This is a genomic window from Bradyrhizobium sp. IC3195 (genome assembly GCF_020193585.1).
GTDB lineage: Bacteria > Pseudomonadota > Alphaproteobacteria > Rhizobiales > Xanthobacteraceae > Bradyrhizobium > Bradyrhizobium yuanmingense.
In genome coordinates this window covers 202,293-222,238 of the sequence record NZ_JADYVG010000012.1, presented here as the reverse complement: position 1 = coordinate 222,238, position 19,946 = coordinate 202,293, and the positions used below count along the sequence as shown (strand labels likewise).

Here is a 19,946-nt window from a genome sequence, read left to right as displayed (position 1 = left end):
TGGACGCGGGGTCTTCTGATCCGCCGCAACATCGCCGACGGCAGCTTGGCCTTCTTCTCCACATGGTGCCCCAAAGGCACGTCCATGCAGAAGCTGGTGTCGGTGGAAGGCCATCGCTGGGCCATCGAGGACAGCTTCGAAACCGCCAAGAACGAGCTCGGCCTTGATCACAACGAAACCCGCTCCTGGCATGGCTGGCATCGCCATGTCGCACTCGTCATGCTTGCCTTCGCCATGATGGCCGTCATCCGTCATCGGGCCAACACCGGGTCGTTGCTTAAAAAAACACGACCGCGGCCTCGACCGAAGCATCGTTCTTGATCCGCTGGTCGATCCAGGAAATCCGGCGCCTCGCCATGAAGCTTGCCCAGCGGCGCATCCCGCACGCCCATATCCTCGCATGGTCGTCTTGGCGTAGGGCCCATCAGGCCAACGCGCGCAAAGCCCATCTCAGGAAAAAATTGCAACTGTAATGCTAGCGCAAAGGGTACAGTGAGCGACGAAAAGCCGTAGCCAATGGCTCCATTTACAAAGGCAGCAAAACACGTCGTTGCGGCCAGAAACCAGATAGCAGCATCAAACTCAGGCATTTCCTTAATTTTCCCACTCCAGAAGGTCGGGTCACACGTCGGGGGAGCCAGCGCGGCCATTGGTCATCGGGTTGCGGCAGATGCTGAACATTCCCTTAGCAGCTCCGCCCTTCTTCACAATGGCAGCGGCCGTTTTTGCGTTCAGCAGTTGCTCTTGTTCTCGACTTCGATCGTGCAACGTCAAGCTGTGCTGCACTTCCCGATACCCGGCAACGATCATTCAGCCAAAACGCGTCGGCTTGTTTCTCGGCTTGTCGATCAATGGTCCTGGTATCGAAAGCCGTAAGTGCGTCGGCCATGGATACGGGCCGTTCCCACGGAATTGAACGCGTGTCGACCCCTAAGCGGTTCAGCGCCATCATTTTTCGGCTAGCAACGCAACGCGGTTAGACGGAACCAAACAATTCTCCTTCAAGAGCCCTTGGATAAATAGCAACGCACCTTTTGTCAGCGAGGATCAATTCCCTTCTCCCCCGGCGATGTCGAGCTTGGGCATTCCGCTGCCTTGAAATGTACGGTGAAATTCACCTTAGCGGAGCAGCCGGGGATCACCGATGTGTTCTTCCGAGCCCGCGATAGCCGCCAAGCTCGGCACCACGGGCGTGAAGATCTCAATGCGTAACGGAGCGTGAAGCGATCGCAGGCTCCCTCGCTTGACACTGAGCGAACCTGGATTGAATTTATCGTCATTGCTTGGCCAGCTGGGGATCAGCAGCGCCGGTGAGGCCGAACTCGGCGGTGTTCTTCGCGCGGCCGGAGCTCGCGTCGGCGCGGTGGTCCGACGCGAACACGACATAGACCGCCGGCAGCACGAAAAGCGTGAACAGCGTGCCGACAGTCATGCCAGCGACGAGCACGAGCCCAATCGAGAAGCGGCTCGCGGCGCCAGCTCCCGTTGCAGTCAACAAGGGTATGAAGCCCGTGACCATTGCCGCCGTAGTCATCAAGATTGGACGCAGTCGGACGCGCGCCGCCATCTCTATAGCCGAGCGACGGTCAAGTCTCTCCTTGAGCTGCAGCTCATTGGCGAACCCAACCATCAGGATGCCGTGCTTGGAAATCAACCCCACCAGTGTCAACAGTCCGACCTGGGTGTAGATGTTCATAGTTGCCCAGCCAAAAAATGGCGGGATCAAGGCGCCCACGATTGCCATCGGTACGCTGATCATGATGATGAAGGGATCGCGCAGGCTTTCGAACTGCGCCGCAAGCACCAAAAAGATGATGATGATTGCAAAAGCAAAGGTAATCGCCAGTTGGTTACCCTCGTGCACATATTGGCGGGCGTCGGCGAGAAAGTCGTGGCTGAAGCCAGCCGGAAGTTTGTTTGCCTCGGCTTCTAGGAAGTCCACAGCCTGACCGATCGTGACGCCGGGCATCGGCACGGCCTGAAAGGTCGCGCAGTTGAGCTGATTGTAGTGGGTGAGCGCGTTCGGATCGGTCGCAGTCTCGATGGAGACCACAGTAGACAGCGGGAGCATCGCTCCCGTCGCAGTCTTCACATAATAGCTCCCGATTGCTTGCGGCGCCAGGCGTTCCCCACGTGGCACCTGCGGGATCACCTGGTAGGAGCGACCCTGCAAATTGAAGCGATTGACGTAGTTACCGCCAAGTAAGGTGGCGAGCGCGCTCCCGATGGTCTGCATGGTGATGCCAAGCTCGTTGGCCTTGGATCGATCAACCTTGATTCGTACCACCGGCTGGTTGAACTCGAGGTCGGAGTCGCTCACCATGAACAGACCGCTCTTGCGCGCGGCATCCTTCAGCTTCGACATCTGCTCGTAGACGGATTGGAAGCCAAGCGTCGAATTGATCACCATCTGCACTGGTAGGCCATCAGTGCCGCCGGGAAGTGGCGGCAAGCTAAAGGCAAACGCGTTAATCCCTTCGATTTTCGACAGCTCCGCTTGGAGAAGGGACTTTAGGACGGTCGATGATCGCTTGCGCTCGTCCCATGGCTTGAGCAACATGCCGGCCATGCCACTCTGCTGGCCGCTAACGCCATTGAGCACGAAACTCAAATCAGTTTCGGAAAATTTCCGTAACGCCTTCTCAAGCTTGGTACCATAGTAGTCGAGGTAGTCGATATTGGCGTATTTTGGCGCCTTGATTAGAGCGAATACTATACCTTGATCCTCCTCGGGTGCCAGTTCCTTGGAAATATTCATATAGAGAAAGCCGACGAGGCCCAACATGGTCAGCGCAAACAGCCCGGTAATCGGACGATAGTCGAGCGAGCGGTCGAGCTTGCGGCCGTACCATCGTGTCATGGCGCCGAACCCGCGGCTCACAAATCTTGCGACCCGCCCCTCCTCAGCGCGCTGCAGGAAGAGCGAGCACATCATCGGCGACAGCGTCAATGCGATCACGCCCGACACGATCACCGCTCCGGCTAGCGTAAACGCGAACTCGCGGAACAGGGCACCGGTGAGGCCGCCGAGAAATCCGATTGGGGCATATACCGCAGCCAAGGTAATCGTCATGGACACAACGGGGCCGACGATCTCTCGCGCGCCCCTCGTAGCCGCTTGGACAGGCGGCGCACCTTCTTCTAAATGGCGATGAATATTCTCCACCACCACGATCGCGTCGTCGACCACGAGACCGATCGCGAGAACCATGGCAAGAAGGGTCAGGAGATTCAATGAAAACCCGAGCGCCAGCATCATGCTGCAGACACCAACGAGCGACAAAGGAATGGTGACTACAGGAATGATGACCGACCGCAGAGAGGCCAGGAATAGGAAGATCACCGCCACCACGACAACGACGGCCTCAATGAGCGTCTTCTCTACTTCATCGATCGACGATTGAATGAATTTGGTGGAGTCGTAGGCCACTTTCATCTTCAGTGACGGCGGCAAGTTACGCTCCATGTCTGGAAACAGAGCCCGAACGCCTCGCACTATGTTTAGCGGATTGCCTTGCGGGCTGGCCCGAACGCCGATAAAGACCGCGTGCTCGCCGTTCATGGTGACGCTAATGTCTCTGGTCTGGGCGGCAAGCTCGACTACGGCAATGTCCTCCATGCGCACAAAGCCGCCGTCATTGGCTTTGACGATCATGCGCTTGAAGTCATCGACACTCCGCAGATCCGTGTTTGCAGTAACATCGGAGATAGTGAAATTGCCCTTGGTCTGGCCGGCCGCAGCCTGGAAGTTGTTAGCGGCGATTGCAGCCGAAACTTCAGCCGGCGAGACGCCGTGCCCTGCCATTTTCGCAGGATCGAGCCATAGCCGCATCGCAAAACTCTGACCGCCCAGGATGTCCGCCGCTGCGACGCCATCCACGGTTGCCATAACGGGTTGCACGACGCGCGAGAGGTAGTCGGAGATCGCGCTTGCCGTCAATTCCTCGCTGGAGAACGCGATATACATGACAGCGGTGGTTTGACCGGTCGATTTGGTGATGACCGGATCGTTTGATTCCTTTGGGATCAAATATTTGACTGAGTTGACCTTGGAGAGCACCTCGGTGAGCGCCTCGTTGGGATCAAAATTCAGCTTGATGTAGACTTGGATCGTCGAGGTACCGAGCACCGATGAGGAGCTGATGTAGTCGACGCCCTCGGCGGAAGCGACGGCCTGCTCGAGGGGAGTCGTGATGAACCCCTGGATCATGTCGGCGGAGGCGCCAGGATAGGAAGTAGTAATATTGACGACCGTATTAGATAGCTTGGGATATTGCCGGATCGGCAGTACGGTCGCCGCCCGAAAGCCGATCAGCAAGATCAGGAGGCTAACGACAATAGACAATACCGGACGTTTGATGAAGAGCTCGGTAAATGCCATCTCGACTCGCATTTCCAGAGGGGGATGCAAATACGCCAGCAAATTGCGGTACAGCAATGATCATTAATGCGGCGACTGCGCTAAAGCCCGTAATATGAGGGAAGCGTTATCGGCTACTCTAAGGAATCACACGTTGCTGAGCATAGCGTGCCCGATCCTCCGCTTCTTCATCTTCGTCGCTTGAATGAAGGTTGGTTGCGCTGTTCTGATCGCTCATCGCGATCTCGAATAGTGGGCACCTTCTTAAGGCACAGCCCCCCAAGTCTTTTTGCGTGCAACCGGCTAACGGTCAGACTCAAGATGTTCGTCCTCACACCTGATTGGAACGCAACGACTTCTAGCAAGGCGTCACTTCGGGCTTCGCGCCGCCCCGTCGATCGAATGATCCGGGTTCGAGATCTAAAGTACAAACGACCCGACGGGTGCTCAACTCTACAAAGGTAAGTGGGAAATATAGAATGGGCTGCAAAACACTATACCAAGGTTTGTCGAAACGCTCGCTGGTCGCAGCCCCGCGAAGTGTGACCTTGCCAGAGGCAAAATTCTCGGGCCTACAATATTCCGCAAGCCCCCCTCTCGCATCGCTAACTCGCTGAACAACTTTGCTCGGAGTTCGCCCTTGGCACCAATCGACACGTCTGTCGGAACAGTTGGCTTGAGCACTTCTTCCAGCTCAACATGCTGCGTAATGTTGGCTACGCAGTGCGCTATGGAGTTGGCAACGCCAGTATTACCTTGTCGGTCAGCCGAGTCGATCCAACGTAGGCTGCTGCACAAAGCGCCGCGGGGCGTCGCAGTGGACTGTCGGCGGCACCGTCCACAAGTTCCAGATACTGGAGTCGGTCAACTGTCTCTAAATGCCCCTTGGCGATCGCAATTGGCCTTTCTCCCGAGCGGAATTCATCGAGCGCGGCGGAGAGTCCACGATTGAACGCAAGGGCCCGCTGACGTTCTTCCTTGCCGAGATACTGGTTGCGACTGCTCATCGCGAGCCCATCCTGCTCGGCAGCGGTCGGTACGGTGACGATCTCGATTGGGAGATTGAGATCAACCGCGCCATGCGACGCACGACTGCGCATTGGCTGAAAATCCTTCTGGCCAAAAAAAACAGCACGTCGGGCTGCACCATGTTCAACAACTGACATACGACAGTAGCGACACCGCGAAAATGTCCACGCCTGAAGCCTCCGCACAGCTTTGGCGAGGTCGCCCGGTTCAATGTAAGGTCTCGAAATGACTCGGATAAACTTCCTGTGCATCCGGCGCAAAGTGGAAGGCAACACCGGCGTCGCGGCACAGTCCCTCATCCTGCAAGAAGTCGGGCGTGTAGGTGCTGAGATCCTCGTTCAGTCCGAACTGAGTGGGGTCGACGAAGATGCTGACGTTCGATCGCCGGGCTCAATCAAGCCAGCCCGGCGCCGGCCCGACTGAGCGCATAGCCGCGCGACAAAATGCGCGCGCTCATCATCCTCGTATGCCGGCGGGCCCGGAAGTCGAGGTCGCCCTCTTCTACTGAATGAAAGGGGTGGCCTCAGTTAGTGGCCTTACTTTGCCAAAACCAGGATCGCAGTCGAGCGCGGCCTCAACGTCAGAGGGCGACTCTTCGCTTAAACCATTTCCTTGGTAGGCCAATGTAGTAGCCACGCCTCCGAAGTTCCGGCTCGGACCTGTGGAGCGTTTCGCAAATGGATTCCACAGGCGCGCCTGCATCAACAAGCTCGCGCAACAGTTCATCTTCCCGTCTGGTCCAGCGAGGAGAGCGGAGAGCCGCCTTCAATTTAGCCTCTTAGCCCTGAATTCATGCGGTTCTAGAGAAGAACTGTCCGCCAGCCCCGGCGAGCCTGTTCCGTGCCGAGCGCATTGCCAAGCTTGGCCTGCGATCTCCGCGTTCGTGTTCTGGATTGCGCAGTACAGTCCCAATCAGGATGACAAAACTCATCTGAACAGATTTAAGTGTGATCAACTGTATGGCCTCCGATAGCGTCGCCTCGGCTCTCCCAATGATCGTGTCCTCCTCAACAATGCCGGTGGAGGAATTCCTTCGAAAGCTATACGTTGGCATAGCCGAGCTGGTCCTATGCCAACGAAATTTTGGAGCCACTAGGACTCACCCAGACCGTGACGGACAACCTGTGAGATGGGCGTGCGGCCCTGGAGTGAACCTGCGTGCGATAGCCTATCGCTAGGATCGCCCGCCACGGCCGGAACCGGCAGTACCAAACGCATGCAGTGGACCGGGCGCCTTGGTCGCAGCCAAGACCGGCTCGACCAGCATGGCGCGCGCATAACTGCGGCCGATCTTGCTGATGCGGCCGTGAGGGGCAGCTCCCAGTCCCGACAGCCGCACCCGCGTGTTGAGCCCGAAATCGCTCACCAGCTTCTGCGGGCTGTTGAACCGGCTGATCCTGCAGCGCAGTCCGCGTGATACAATGCGGCCTGCATGTGTCGTGTGTATCGGGCTGCCCGCACCGTGCTTCCGGTGCCTCGGCTTGGACTCCTAGCTGTCGATGCACGCATGTAGCTTCCGGAGCAGCGCGGACGTGCCTCGACGCCTCGAGTGAGTGAGAACCCCACGCTGTCCCTGCTACACGCGCTAGCTGAGGGCGCGGCATCGGCTTCAGCACAAACTCCGAAAAGGCGGCTCGCGCCTAAAAACTCTCGGTTCCAAATGACCCGACGAGAGCTGCGGGCGACACGACAACTACGCATTCGCACTCTTGGCGCAACCGGGCGAGTCGGAGGCGACCAGCCCTAAGTTCTCGGCTCATCGTGTCTGGCAGGAGGTGCGAATGCGACGGGTGATTGGCATTGATGTCCACCGAACCGGGGGAACTGGTGCTGGGTTCAAAACACGATCGACAGCGGAATTGGCTTGCAGCCTTGGAGCCAGTTTAAGGCCGTTTTCCCAATGCTGTTTGCGGATCGTGAGGATGCGTAGTCTAAGCAGGGCCAAATCGATATCTTTGGGCCCGGCGACCTCTCGAACTGATGAGGTCGCCCGTAGCGCCGGCCATGCGGCGTCATTTGCTGTCGCGATCCCGAGGAATGCGTCGGCAACCAGCGAGATATTTGGTGGCGGCGTGAAAGTAGCGTTGTCGCCCAGGTATCATCCATCATCACGAAGCACCCGACTGGTGCGCCAGCACACGAGCGAGCAGTTCCTAGCGCCTGATGGCCGACCATGGCATCGTTTGCAGCATGAGCCGTTCCGGGAAGTGTGGGACGATGCGGCCACGGAGAGCTTCTTCTCTTCTCAAGACCGAACGGACGGCAGGAAAGATCTACAGAACCAGAGACGAGGCACGCGCCGATGGGTTCAGCTAAACTGAAAGATTTTGCAACAATACCCTCAGGGACTCGACCACGCCTATGTCAGCCCGGTTGAGTTCGGACGCAAGACGGGTTTAGCTGAACCCCGTGTCCATTAAACCGGAAAGCTCAGGCGCTTGCTGGACGCGTAAGACCACCGATTTCTCGGGTTCGGAGCTTGCCGGAATGGTGGGCGGGTTGCGAATCGGCGATCGGCAGGCTTCGAGCACTAAGTCGACCGCTGCCCTATCCAGCCCCCAGGCCCCGGGCAGCGTAGGATGGCCGGCGGCGGATGACGTCCACCGGCCATCTGCTCGGACGAGTTGCCCAAGTTCTCTACGAGGAGATTTGTGGTTCATCGTAGCCATCAGAAGCGAAGATGAACCACAAGTCCAAACCGGGCGAAGCGACGGCAGAACAAGTATCGCCTGCGGGTGCGTGATCGCCTCGTAGTCCGACAACTGAACTTCTCCCGCACCGTGTCGATCACCTTGAATTGACCCTGAGATCTCTTCCAGAGTCGAGGTCACCCTTCGCTTATTGCATGGAGGCCCGGTCTTTGCGTGCACCGAAATGTTCCGTGACGAAGACGTGGAAGACGGGCACAAAGAACACAGCGAGGAGCGTTGCTGAAATCATGCCACCGAATACCCCGGTCCCGATGGCGCGCTGGGTTTCGGCGCTAGCGCCGCGGGCAAGCATCAATGGGACCACACCGAGTGGAAAGGCCAGTGAGGTCATTTGGATCGGACGCAATCGAAGCCTGGCTGCTCCGACGACGGCGTTCGTAAGCCCACGCCCTGACTGCGAAGGTTCTTGGCGAATTCGACGATCAGGATCGAGTTCTTGGCCGAAAAACCTATTATAGTAGTAAAGCCGATGGTGAAGAAGACGTCATTTTCGAGCCCGCGCAGATGGGCCGCGAGAACGGAACCGATTATTCCAAGCGACACGACAAGCGTCACCGAGAACGGAATTGACCAGCTCCCGTAAAGCGCAGCCAGCACCAGAAAGACGACCAACATGGAGAGCAAGCAGGATTGGCGCCTGCGAGGCAGATTGCTTTCGTGCAGAGACTGTCCAATCCACTCGACTGTGAAACCTGGGGACAGTTTGAGGCTAGTCTTTCCATTTCCATCATCGCGTCGCCGCTGGCTATCCCGGGTGCAGCCCTTGCCGGCAATGCGCATGGCCGGGTAGCCGTTGGAGCGCACGAACTGGAGGGGACTGGTTTCCATGACCGGTGTGACGAGTTCTGACAAGGACACCGTAGCGCCCGCATTGTTGCTGACGTAAAGCTTGAGCACGTCGTCAACCTGCATGCGGCTCGTCGCATCGCACACGCCGCGCCCCGTATCACCACGGTTGTAGTGCCGGCTTGTCTGCATCCTCGCCAGATATGCTCGGGGCCCGTTTCTACGTGGCTGAGGTGAGCGCCCGTAGTTGCCCAAGCTTGGCGCGGGCAATCGTGTATGTACATGTGCCCATCTCGTGCGGCCATTACCACACCGATAGTGCGCCTTTACGCCGTGGGCCAGCCACCAATCCTGGTAGGCGTCCCATGATCGCTCTTGGCGCTACAATTCCGCAGCCCGTGGGAGCTTGAGACACTCCCGCGAAGGCGAGGGTGGTTAGCGTTGTTATGGCAAGGTTGGCCACTGAAGTTAGTGGGCGTGGTAGGGACAGCGCTTTTTCGGACCAGCACAAGCGCCGAGTCACGTCGGGCTAACTTCACCGGCAGCGTGGGCGCGGCAGGGACAGCGTCGAGTTCTCTTGAGTGAAGGCGCCGAGTCGCACCTGCGTTGCCGTCAATATCAAAGGGGTTAACCCGGTAGTTAGCTATGAAATGGAGGTATGAAACATACGCCGGTCTAGCCGAGATCATTATCGTGCCGGGAGGATGCGCTCTCCTGTTTGATGGTCAGGTTTTAGGCCAGTATATCTCGCCAGTCATCGCAGCAGAAGAGTTAGCGAACGGGAGATGTCATTGGCCGTGGGCTGGAGATCCTACAAAGATGGGTATCCCGCGAGACTTATCTGAGTGGCAAAGCATCCCGTAGCACCACGTCGGCTATGAGCAGCAGTGGTGAAACGCGATCGAGCTCTCACCCAGATTAGCTCGCTACGCGATCTGACGCGATGGGTTCGGATGGACTGTGATCGGTGTTGTGACCGGGCAGGCCGCATGCCAGGGCAACGTCACCTTCACGAGGCTTTTGATGAAGGACGCTGCCGACTTGGCCGACGCGCTGTCTTGGATCTCTACTTTGACAAGCATCGTCGATCGCGCAAGTTATGGCAGGGGCAGACTGCGCCTGTCCTCCAGCCCGCCTTGATCCCCGAAATAGCTGTGGGACGATCTGAAGAGTATCTGTTCGTCGATAGGAACCCGCGCTCGAGTACCGCAACAGTTCACCGTATTCCTCCACGATAAGGCGTTAGGTCCGGGTTGATTCGAGTCGCAATGGACGAGGACGGCACAGTAGAGCTTCGAGCATGCGAATCCTCAACTCGACCAACGCTCGGCTCGTTAAACAGTGCCAACGTTCGCTCGATTAAGTCCGCATGGGGAAGCGCGTCGCAGTCCAGTCGAGTGGCACAAGCGTCGGCGAACCACATGGCGCTAAGACACTATGGCAGCCACTCCCAGAAGAGCGCGCCAATACCATTTTGTCGGATTGAGCAACGAAACGACGGTAAGGCGGAGCCCGATTCTGAAAGCGGCGTCTGCAAAACGAAATCGGCGTCAAGTACGGCGACAAAGGCCGTGGAAAGCCGCAAAGAGTCGTGAGGGCAGCAGCATCAGAGCCCGTAGCGCGTAAGAAACCGACGGAATTGTGCGATCGGGACGCCGGTGAAGATAACGCGTCCAGTACTCCCAATCGCGCAGCCGAGATCTGGCTCTCCTGCGAGAGCTGAAACAATCACGGTGACATTAAAGCGCTGGAGGTGCTGCGCACTTCGACCCAGCGAAGGAGCATCATTGTAGGGCTCCCGATGAAGACTCCGTCGCGGGCTCACGCAAGTTCGGCCTCGAGGTAATTAACTCGATCCGAGAACTCGATCAGCGGCTGGCCGAGCTTAATGTCGAGAGCGAGCAAGTGAAAGCGCGCATCGTCCACCTCGACCGGCAAATCGTGCCGAGCCTGTTCGTCTCTGATCTTCGCTACGCTCAACGCCGGCGTTGTTGGCATGCCTGGAATATACCGATGGCCAATACACGCGGCGTGGCTAGGATCTCGTCAAGATCGTCGACCGCAATACGCTGAGCGTCACCGCGGGCGTCGCCGAATCCGTGTATGATAGTCTTTCGGTCGGCGCCGCCGTCCAGTTTCGGCTGTTTGGGGACGATCGCATTTGTACGAGGTCCGTGCCAAAACGCTGCCGTCAGATGACGCCGTCGTTCTAAACTGGTTCAACATCTTCGATGCTTCATTGAACGATTTTGACCAGGTTTGCGCACGACATCCAGGTGGCACGTCACTACGCCAAAAGGAGTCTTGGAGTTGGCAAGATTCTTCAGAAGATCGACCGTAAATTTTAATGCGCCCTGCAAGGGAAGCGCTCCTGCATCGCCGTTCCGATATCAAATGATAAGCAACGCGTGCTTCAGAAAATACGGCATCTCAATTGATTAGTCTGACCTCGGCGGCTCTGTACTTTGAGCGGCGTTTGTTGAAGCGACGATCGAAAGACACGCGCGTCCCCGGCACCAGATCAGCCCCTGTGCAGTCGCAAAGGTCCGAAATGTGAACGAACAAATCCATGCCGTCGCAGCTGTCGGGTCTGATGAAGCCCCAGCCCTTCTCAACACTGTAGGAGACTGCTGTTCCAGTCTGCATCTCTGATCTAACGTGTGTTCGAGGCTATGGCATGGCCGCTTAGGCGCCGGAGTCGCAAGCCACAGCAAATCGGCGGGGCGGACCAGACGCTCGCGACGCCGAGCCCGCCCCTAACATCGCCGTATCTGGAGCAATACGTGATGGTACCCCTAACCAAGCAAGGGCCGTGCCGAATTGAGAATTGGAGGTTCAGCAGGGACTTCGTAGCGGGCTGCAGGGTCAAGTTGTCGACATTCGTTTGAGAGCTGACGTCCGTCGTCAGACAACTCCTTGAACCAACTGTAACACATCGAGGCAGCGATGCCTTATCGGTGGCAGTCCGAGGCAGCTCGCAATACTGAAGTCGCTTGAGAAGCCGCTTTCTTGAGAGTGAACCAAATCAATGTCCATCGTTCATGGCAGCCGCTCGTCTTGTTAGTTCTTGTGCATGGTGGAATCTGCGCGAAGTTGATGGATGCTAGCGAGGGCAACGATGCGCGTATTCGAGACAACGCAAATTGGCCGGCCCAGGGTATCCGAAGGGCCTGGGAGATTCCAGGCCGAAACGCGACGCATCGAAACGTGAAGGCGCCAGCTTTGAAGTGACAGGGCTTCGTAGGTGCGAGCTCAAATGTTTGAGTATTTTCCTGAAAGCGCAGGTATGATCATCATCATTGGCTGGGAATTTCTTGTTCGAAGCCGCCCTCCGTCTCAGCCAGCTTCCGGAACGTGCGGAGGTCGACACGTCCGCCTGAGGGAGTATCAATATAGTCTATGTCTACTCCCGATCTCTCAAGACACTCCGCCTTACACAGGGCTTCTCTTGCGCTCAAACTTTGAACCGAAAAATGCCTCCGGCTAAACCCCGTTCGATGACACCTAATACTGTAGGACACGGATCCCCCTGCGTTGAGAGCGACAGTATAACCAACTTCCCGCGACAGTGCGACCGGCCATTCTTGGTAGGTCCTTGCGGGCGCGTTTGCGCAATCACCGCGGCTCCTGAGCTTCAAACCGACTTTCTGAAGCAGAACTGTGAGATCCTCTCCAATCAAAGTGCCAGACGTCCGTCGAACTTCATCTGAAGTGAGTCAGAGCCAGTACGCTGGATGGCTACGGCTATCGTCTCAAAGTCCGTCGGACCGGCAGCCGAACGAGAAATGTTGCGATACAGTTGCGCTACGATCCAGGGAATGAGGCAGGAATATTCGCATCACTCCAGTTGACTTCAGCGATTCCCTGCCTGCCAAGGGACGTCGTAGTGAGGTGAAGAACATGGAAGTCCTGCCGCACTGAGCCGAACGCGGGAATGCTGTTCAAACTGCCACCTCATCCCTTTCGATCGGATCAAAGTGGCATAGCGCCCCGTCGGGCCAATCCCGAACCGCTGCACCTAAGGAAATAGCTATGTTGCCATCAGGCGATCCTTGTTGGCCTCCAGAGCGAATCTCAAAGGGGATTGATGCTGTGCGGCAAGGTCGGCGTGAAGGCGCTTACCGAAAGCGTGGCCCGCGCTTGTCATTTGCGCCCCCTCGCATTGCAAGCCCCAAGTGCGCCTCGCCCGCATAAAAGCGGCCCCAGCCAATCGGCGACAGCCGGGGCCGTTGTGCTCTGGCACGGCGGGGGCTATCGGCCAGGGCGCATCAACAATCCAATCCCTTCGCCACAAGTTCGTAAACGATAGCTGCGCCATGAGGCGGCGCTACTTTTGAAGCGCCTACGATCCATTGCCACCTTGATCTCGAAGGTCGCCGCGCAGACCGCTGTACCGCCAATTGCCGATACAGGATCATTTCGATCCATACGTGTACTAACACTGGACGAAGGCGGTTAATCCGGCCCCAGCCGTGAATCAGGACAGGCCGAGGCGGCCTTACTCTCGATGCTGGGGGTTGTGGTCGTGCCAATCCGCCATCTGTTTGTACTCGCGGGCCATCTGCTCGAGCTCGCGCTTCGCTTTCGGATTGCCGGTTAGGGCGGCCTGGTGCCGGCCGAGCAGTTCAAGCGAGCGGTGCGAATAATTCGGCGGGAGATCGGTCTGGCATTCGGCAGAATACCACGCCCTCTCGGGGGCGGTCAGCCGTGTTACAAAGCGAACACTTCTCAGAAGGCCGGGCGAGAAGACCGCAGTCGCGGCCTCAAGACAGCTCCTGGGGCCTGTGCCGCGACGTTCCGCACGATGGGCGCTGCGGCTTGACCTAGCACATCGCGCGCTAACCCGGTGAGGATCTTAGCCGATCGTTAGCAAGAATCTGCAGTTTGCTCTTGGGACGAGCCGTGAGGACATGCACGGCCTTGTGCTCAGGCTCGGGGTCGAGGGTCCGCCAGCCAGCCCCGGAGGGCCTTCCCTCACGCCCCTAACTTTCGATTCACATGTATGGAGTCGGAACCGGTGCACGCCGTAGCGTTGGTGAAACCGGGGCTGGCTGTATTTCACTTAAACCAGGGCTCTCCCTCGCGTCGCGCGCTTACTTCGTTGTCGCGCTGCCGGACCGGGGGGAAGCTTCCTGCATTGCGCAAGGAGCTAACGTCGGCTGGTGGACGCAGGCGCGGAGATCGGCACGCGGCAGATCCCCGGCGTGGACGGCCCCTATCGCTTTTTTGAAAGCAGCTCGCGAAGGGCGGCCGCGTCGAGCATCTGCTCGGCCAGAAGCTTCTTCAGCTTCGCGCTCTCCTCTCCCAGCGCCTCAGGCGCTTGGTCTCAGAGACATCCATGCCGCCGAATTTAGCCTTTCAATTGTAGATCGTCGCTTCGGAGATCCCATGCCTGCGAGCCAGGTCAGCCGTTTCGCCCAAGCCTCATCCTCCTTTAATACCGCGATAATCTGCTCTTCCTGAACCTTGCTCGCCTCATCTGTCCGTCCCTCTTCGGGCCGGACTCTAACTCCTTCGCCTTCTGGAACAAATACTTAGTGGCGGGTCACGTCCAGGACAAATCCGAAAACTTCACGTCAAAAGAGGAAGCGGAGCACCTCTACGGGAGCTACCGAAACTGGCGGTTTTCTAGCTTCTTGACTTGGGTTTTATCTGGACGACAGCCAACGGAGACCCTCTATGTACATACCATCCCACTTTCGAGATGACGACCTCAAGAGCATTCAAGCGACAATCCGCTGCGCCCGATTGGCCAACCTGATCACAGCGACATCAGATGGGCCACTTGCGACGCCTCTTCCGCTCTTCCTCGATGAGAGCGAAGGCAAACACGGCGCTTTACGGGCACCTGGCGAAGGGCAATCCGCAATGGCGCACGGCCCCGATTGGAGAAGCTCTGGCGATCTTTAGTGGCGCAGAGGCTTATGTGACACCATCCTGGTATCCAAGCAAGCGTCAAACTGAACACGTGGTGCCTGCATGGAATTACATCGCGGTCCACGCCCATGGACCGATTGAGTTCTTCGAGGATCCTAAACGCCTGCTTGAGATCGTGACGCGTCTGACGAATATCCATGAGACGTCACGTGCGACGCCCTGGGCCGTCAGCGATGCGCCCGCGGATTTCATTGCCGTCCAGTTGCGTGAAATCGTCGGCGTGCGCATCCCGATCACCATGGTCGAAGGCAAGCGCAAGATGAGCCAGAACCGCCCTGCGCCCGATCGCGTTGGTGTCGCCACCGGCCTAGCGGCGAGCAAACTGGCACAGGACCTGGAAGTTGCAGCTCTTATCCTGGCTCAGGACTGAGACGATAATGTGCATGACCGTGGCCAACAGCGCCGATGGACATTACATCTGCAGCTCTCACACGCTCCAGCGGCATTAGTAGAGATTAACCCGGGCATACAATTACCTCGCGACATTTATTAACCGAACAGTCAGCTCGGGCTTACCGCGCTGTAGACACTTGTCTGTATTCTGACAGAGGCACAATCTCGTGTCAGGTCCAGTACAGCGCGAATATCGAAAGTCCATTCGGCCTTGTGGCTTGCCAGCGCCGCCTGGGTTGGCGCCTCCTGCTGTCGGCTTCGGCTTTCACGGTTCGACATTAGAAGGGGGAGGTCGGTGATCGAGTTTTTTCGTCACTCGGTCCAACCATCGGCTCAGTTCGATGACTCGCGCCGAATACCACGATTCGTTCAGTGCCCATTGGCGGTACATGGTCGTCTTTCGCCTGGCACGATGCTTGCTGAAGATCATTCGCTCCGAGAGGCGAGAGAGAGAAACTGCAAGGGCTTACAAAAGCAACATGAGCACAACGGCTTTGATCGGTGGCGTCATTCCGAGCACCGATGTGGTGAAACGAGCAGCGCGCATCGGCGCCGAAATCAAAAATATCAAGCTATCAGGCGATTTACCGGATCACGCGATCGCTGCGATCAACAGCTTATTGCTCAAGCACAAGGTGATCTTCTTCCGTAATCAAGGACATCTCAATGACGCCGAGCAGGAGCGCTTTGCCGCTCGTCTCGGAAAGTTAGTGCCGCATCCGATGCTTGGTGCCACCAAGGGGATGGCGTCGCTCCTCGAACTGGACTCCACTCGCGGCGGCGGTCGCGCAGACGTTTGGCATACGGATGGGACCTTCGCCGACGCCTATCCCAAGATTTTGGTCCTGCGGGCCGTTGTAATGCCAAGGTTCGGAGGCGACACCGTGTGGTCGAACACAGCTGCCGCTTATCTTGATCTGCCGCCGCCTCTACAACGCCTTGCCGACGGCCTATGGGCCGTTCACAGTAACGTTTTCGATTACGCCGGGATCGCGCGTGTCCGCGAGGTCGACAAGAAGCACTTTGACGAGGTGTTCACCAGAACGGCTTTTGAGACCGAGCATCCCGCTGTACGCGTCCACCCCGAGACAGGCGAGCGGACGCTAGTGCTCGGCGCCTTGGTGAAGCACTTTGTTGGGGTCGGCAAATACGACGGACAAAAGTTGTTCGATCTGTTCCAATCTCACATCACCGCGCCCGAAAACACTGTGCGCTGGAACTGGCTAGAGGGCGATATTGCAATATGGGATAACCGCGCAACGCAGCATTACGCGGTCAACGATTACGGGGACCAGCATCGCGTCGTACGGCGGGCCACGGTCGAGGGTGACGTGCCTGTCAGCGTCGATGGCCGGAGCAGTGTAACGCGCTTCAAGGCGACCGAATAACTGCAGTTGGCCCAGCGCCTCGCGTCTGAAAACCGAGAAAACCTGATAATCGGAGTTGTATCCGGCGCGAACACACCTTTCCGACAAGATATCTCGGCTCTTGGCGCCAGCTCGGCAGCGCCTAGAATTAGCATCGACCAACAGTTTCGGAAACCTTGAGCATCACTGTCCTTCGCCAGCGGCCGGTACGTGGCCTTCACGTTTCAGTTTAGAAAATCCTCGATCCGTGGCCATAAAGCGCGCTAACATGGGAGCGATGAGCTTAGTCGGATCGACCACTTGGCCACCCTGACGCGTAAGCGCTTCCGCATATGCAATGAGATCACGATGCACGGCCGCAGGCAGCTCGGTACTCACTTTGACCGGCTTGTCGTCTGGAAGCTCTCCAATTTTGAGTTTTGGCATGTTGTCACCCTCTATAGGGCGTAAGTATGAGGTCACGATTGACAAGAACACGAACCGGGAAGCCAGGTCGTACAGCCAGAGTGGGCTGGATGTTGAGGCTGCGGCGAACGACCTGCTGTCCGGTCTGATTCAGTGAGTCTGAGGCGCCGTGCCGCAATGCCTGGATGATCGCGCTGTCGTTGCTGTTGGTGTCCGAGCCGGCCCCCAGTTCGGTCCCGACCGCCAGAAACGTCGATAGTGCCGCAGCCTTGAACAGCTCACCCCAGTGATTGTCGACCTGGTCTTCGAGGCCTGCATACCCGGCAGCGTCAGCGCCAGGCCGCCGCTCGAGAACGATGGAACGTCCGTTCGGCATAATCAGCCGGGTCCAGACGAGCAGGACACGGGACTGGCCGAAAGTGACCTGGCTATCGTAGATGCCGATCAGACGCGCTCCCTGAGGGACAAGCAGAGAGCGGCCGGTCGGCGTGTCATAGACATTCTCGGTCACCTGCGCCGTGATCTGGCCCGGCAGGTCCGACCGGATTCCGGTGATCAGGGCTCCCGGAATAACCGTCCCAGCCTGCACGATATACGGTGAAGCCGGCTTGGTGACGCGATCAGGGCTTACCGTGCGACGGTCCACAGAAGCGTTCACGAAGGCAAGCTTGCGGTCCTGACCGTTTTGCGCATTTCCGTCGTCGCCGGTGCTCGTCGCGCTCGCAGGCACGACGCGCTCGTTTCCAACCGCCGCAGCGGCGGGGGGACGCACTTCTCGTCCATTCGCCGAAGCGAATAGATGGCTGATGCGGGCTGCTTCGGTCTCTTGATCCCGGCGCTGCTGTTCTGGATCAGCGCCGATCGTCGGCAACTGGCCTTGGGCCGCAAGGATCGGCCGACCGAGGTCCCCGGGAAGGGGCGGACCCAGTTGCGGGATTGGCTGGCGCGGAATGCCAGTGTAGTCCTTCGGCAGCGCCGTAATACCGTCAGCGACATTGTGATGGTCGGTACTGTAAAGCTCATCGGCCGCCTGGTCTCGAGGGCGATTCTTCTGCAGCGACCACAGCACGGCTCCACCGATGACAAGCAGGGCGACCGCGCTCCCTCCCGCCAGTACTTTCCGTGACAACCGTGTCACGCGCGGGTGCTCCGCTCTCAAGCGGAAGCCCCTGGACTGATCCTCTTGTGTCTCAGGCGGAGCCGCTTGCTCCTGATCGTTCATATTCCGAGTGTTCATGACGACGGTTTCCCATCGGTCCTGACAATACGGACCTTCTGCTGGTGCTCGCCGCCAAGCCGCAGTTCGGCGGCAGCAAACAGCCGATCGACGATCAATACGTTGCCGTAAGCGCGATAATTGACGAGTTCAGTCTTGCCGTCTGGACCGATGACGAAAAGCGGAGGCATCTCGCCCTGCACGATCCCCGCCGGGAATTCGACATAGACCTTGCGGCCATCGTCATATGCGGCGAGCGGCCGCCAGGGAGGACTGTCCCCTTCGATGGCATAGCGGAAGGTGCGCTGCGCCGGGTCCGGAAGAACAGGCTGCGCGACCGAACGCGATCGTTCCCGTGCAGTTTCTGGATAGTACCAAGCAACAGACGGCATGTATGGCCGTTCGCGGGAGCGGAGCTCAATCAAGTAGGTGCGCCGGTCCGTATTGACCACCAAGTTGGTCTCAATCGAAGCTCGGGTCGGCTTGACCAGGATATGGACCCGCCGTGTGTCGCCGCTCCCGCTTTCGGTATCGCCCACGACCCAGCGTACGGTATCTCCGGCCGCGATCGGTCCTGATCCCGTCAACTGCTCTCCCTCCTCGAGCGCGATATCCGTGATCTGCCCCGGTGCGGCGTAAATCTGATAGAGCGCCCCGGGACTGTAGGCGTAGATTTGCGCTGCGTTGAAATAGCCCCGCTTGCGCGGTTCGACCCGGGCTGCGCTGTTTGCCGTCTCTACGCGGCTCACCGGCTCAGCGTCTTCTTTCGCGCCTGACTTGCCGCCGAGAGCAGGCTTCCAGAGAGGTGGAACGTGAAGCGGTCGCGATCTGTCGTCGAGAGCCACTGGCGCCGCCGGCAGCGGAGGAACATCAGCGTCATAGCTGATCTCCGGCGGAATGTAGGTCGCGCAGCCTCCGAGCGCGGACGAACAAAGCAGGAAAGCGGATAGAAATGCACGCTTCGAGCTCACGAACTCGGGCCAAGCCGAGCCGAGCCTGCTTTGCTGGAGGGAACGCTTCGAATGAACGTCAAATGGCATCTTGGTCACTGGCTCAACTCCTTTGACCAGTTGATGGCGCGGACGTAGACGCCAAGGGGGTTCTTGCGCAGGCGTTCGGCATCGCGGGGTGTCTCGATCACGATCGAGAGAATTGCGGTCCAACGCTCAGTCGCGCTCAACGAGCCGTTGTCGTAGATGCGCTGGGTCCAGGCGACTCGAAAGCTCTCCGAAGACGCGCGAATGACGCTTGAGACGTCCACTGAGATTTGTGCCTTGCCCAGCTTGGCAAAGGGGTCATTGTTGCGCGCATAGTCGTTCAGTGCAGCCGCGCCACGATCCGTCGTAAAATCATAGGCCCGGAGCCAATTCTGGCGCAGAACGATACTGTCTGCCGGCAAACCTCTGACGTCCTCGATGAAGCGCGCCAGATGGTAGGCTATCTGAGCGTCAGTAGGTTGATAGTCGATGTTGGCCGGCGCAACCCTTGCTTGACCGAGATGATCGACCTCAACTACCCAGGGCGTGATCGAGCCTTGGCTCGATTGCCAGACAAGGCTGCCAGCGAGACCGGCAGACAACATCAAACAGCCGAACGCCATCAGGCGCCAGTTCTTAGCTTGCACGCGCGCTGATCCAATGCGTTCGTCCCAAACCTGAGCGGCCTTTTGATAAGGCGTAATCGGCTCGGGCATGCGCCCGTAGTGAACTGTTGGTCGTTTGAACATCGATGGGTGCCCCTGA

10 protein-coding genes and 5 pseudogenes are annotated in these 19,946 nt (G+C 58.2%); 4 read left to right on the top strand and 11 right to left on the bottom strand.

The window, feature by feature from the left end:
• On the top strand, positions 1-321 hold a 321-nt coding region (locus I6F09_RS23180; RefSeq protein ID WP_225140926.1), incomplete at its 5' end, for a transposase.
• A gap of 300 nt (positions 322-621) precedes the next feature.
• Here the strand turns inward: I6F09_RS23180 and I6F09_RS23175 are convergent.
• The 4 genes and pseudogenes from I6F09_RS23175 to I6F09_RS23160 form a co-directional block, all read right to left on the bottom strand.
• Positions 622-810: a hypothetical protein gene (locus tag I6F09_RS23175; RefSeq protein WP_225145753.1), complete on the bottom strand. Its 189-nt coding sequence runs from the start codon at positions 808-810 to the stop codon at positions 622-624.
• A 466-nt stretch (positions 811-1,276) separates the two neighbouring features.
• Positions 1,277-4,381: an efflux RND transporter permease subunit gene (locus tag I6F09_RS23170; protein ID WP_225145752.1), complete on the bottom strand. Its 3,105-nt coding sequence runs from the start codon at positions 4,379-4,381 to the stop codon at positions 1,277-1,279.
• Between the two features lie 707 nt (positions 4,382-5,088).
• Positions 5,089-5,764, bottom strand: a pseudogene (locus I6F09_RS23165) (pantoate--beta-alanine ligase); the annotation flags it as partial.
• Between the two features lie 835 nt (positions 5,765-6,599).
• Positions 6,600-6,785 (bottom strand): annotated as a pseudogene (locus I6F09_RS23160) (transposase); the annotation flags it as partial.
• A gap of 761 nt (positions 6,786-7,546) precedes the next feature.
• On the opposite strand from I6F09_RS23160, the pseudogene I6F09_RS23155 reads away from it, so the two are divergent.
• Positions 7,547-7,809, top strand: a pseudogene (locus I6F09_RS23155) (IS3 family transposase); the annotation flags it as partial.
• Positions 7,810-8,427: 618 nt separating this feature from the next.
• Here I6F09_RS23155 and I6F09_RS23150 read toward each other — a convergent pair.
• The 3 genes and pseudogenes from I6F09_RS23150 to I6F09_RS23135 form a co-directional block, all read right to left on the bottom strand.
• Complete coding sequence (locus I6F09_RS23150) at positions 8,428-9,012, bottom strand: efflux RND transporter permease subunit (protein ID WP_249789138.1); 585 nt, start codon at positions 9,010-9,012, stop codon at positions 8,428-8,430.
• A gap of 1,695 nt (positions 9,013-10,707) precedes the next feature.
• Complete coding sequence (locus tag I6F09_RS23145; RefSeq protein WP_225145677.1) at positions 10,708-10,884, bottom strand: hypothetical protein; 177 nt, start codon at positions 10,882-10,884, stop codon at positions 10,708-10,710.
• A 3,220-nt stretch (positions 10,885-14,104) separates the two neighbouring features.
• Positions 14,105-14,336: pseudogene (locus tag I6F09_RS23135) on the bottom strand (transposase); the annotation flags it as partial.
• A gap of 229 nt (positions 14,337-14,565) precedes the next feature.
• Between I6F09_RS23135 and I6F09_RS23130 the strand changes: the two are divergent.
• Positions 14,566-15,193: pseudogene (locus I6F09_RS23130) on the top strand (FMN-binding negative transcriptional regulator).
• 502 nt (positions 15,194-15,695) lie between these two features.
• Positions 15,696-16,604, top strand: coding sequence for a TauD/TfdA family dioxygenase (locus I6F09_RS23125; protein WP_225128602.1), 909 nt, complete (start codon positions 15,696-15,698; stop codon positions 16,602-16,604).
• Positions 16,605-16,766: 162 nt separating this feature from the next.
• On the opposite strand, the gene I6F09_RS23120 is transcribed toward I6F09_RS23125, so the two are convergent.
• Genes I6F09_RS23120 through trbF form a run of 4 tightly spaced genes read right to left on the bottom strand, consistent with a single transcriptional unit; the run spans position 16,767 to position 19,930 of the window.
• The gene (locus I6F09_RS23120) at positions 16,767-17,009 is read right to left on the bottom strand and encodes a DUF2274 domain-containing protein (protein ID WP_128931751.1); all 243 of its coding nucleotides are present in this window, start codon (positions 17,007-17,009) and stop codon (positions 16,767-16,769) included.
• A gap of 4 nt (positions 17,010-17,013) precedes the next feature.
• On the bottom strand, positions 17,014-18,225 hold the full coding sequence (locus I6F09_RS23115; protein WP_225145679.1) for a TrbI/VirB10 family protein: 1,212 nt from the start codon (positions 18,223-18,225) through the stop codon (positions 17,014-17,016).
• Positions 18,222-19,253: a P-type conjugative transfer protein TrbG gene (gene trbG, locus I6F09_RS23110; RefSeq protein WP_225189110.1), complete on the bottom strand. Its 1,032-nt coding sequence runs from the start codon at positions 19,251-19,253 to the stop codon at positions 18,222-18,224. The genes I6F09_RS23115 and trbG overlap by 4 nt, the downstream gene beginning before the upstream one ends.
• Positions 19,250-19,930 (bottom strand): conjugal transfer protein TrbF, encoded by a 681-nt coding sequence (gene trbF, locus I6F09_RS23105; protein WP_225145681.1) that lies wholly within the window; start codon positions 19,928-19,930, stop codon positions 19,250-19,252. Before trbF ends, trbG begins: the two co-directional genes overlap by 4 nt.
• Positions 19,931-19,946 lie beyond the last annotated feature (16 nt).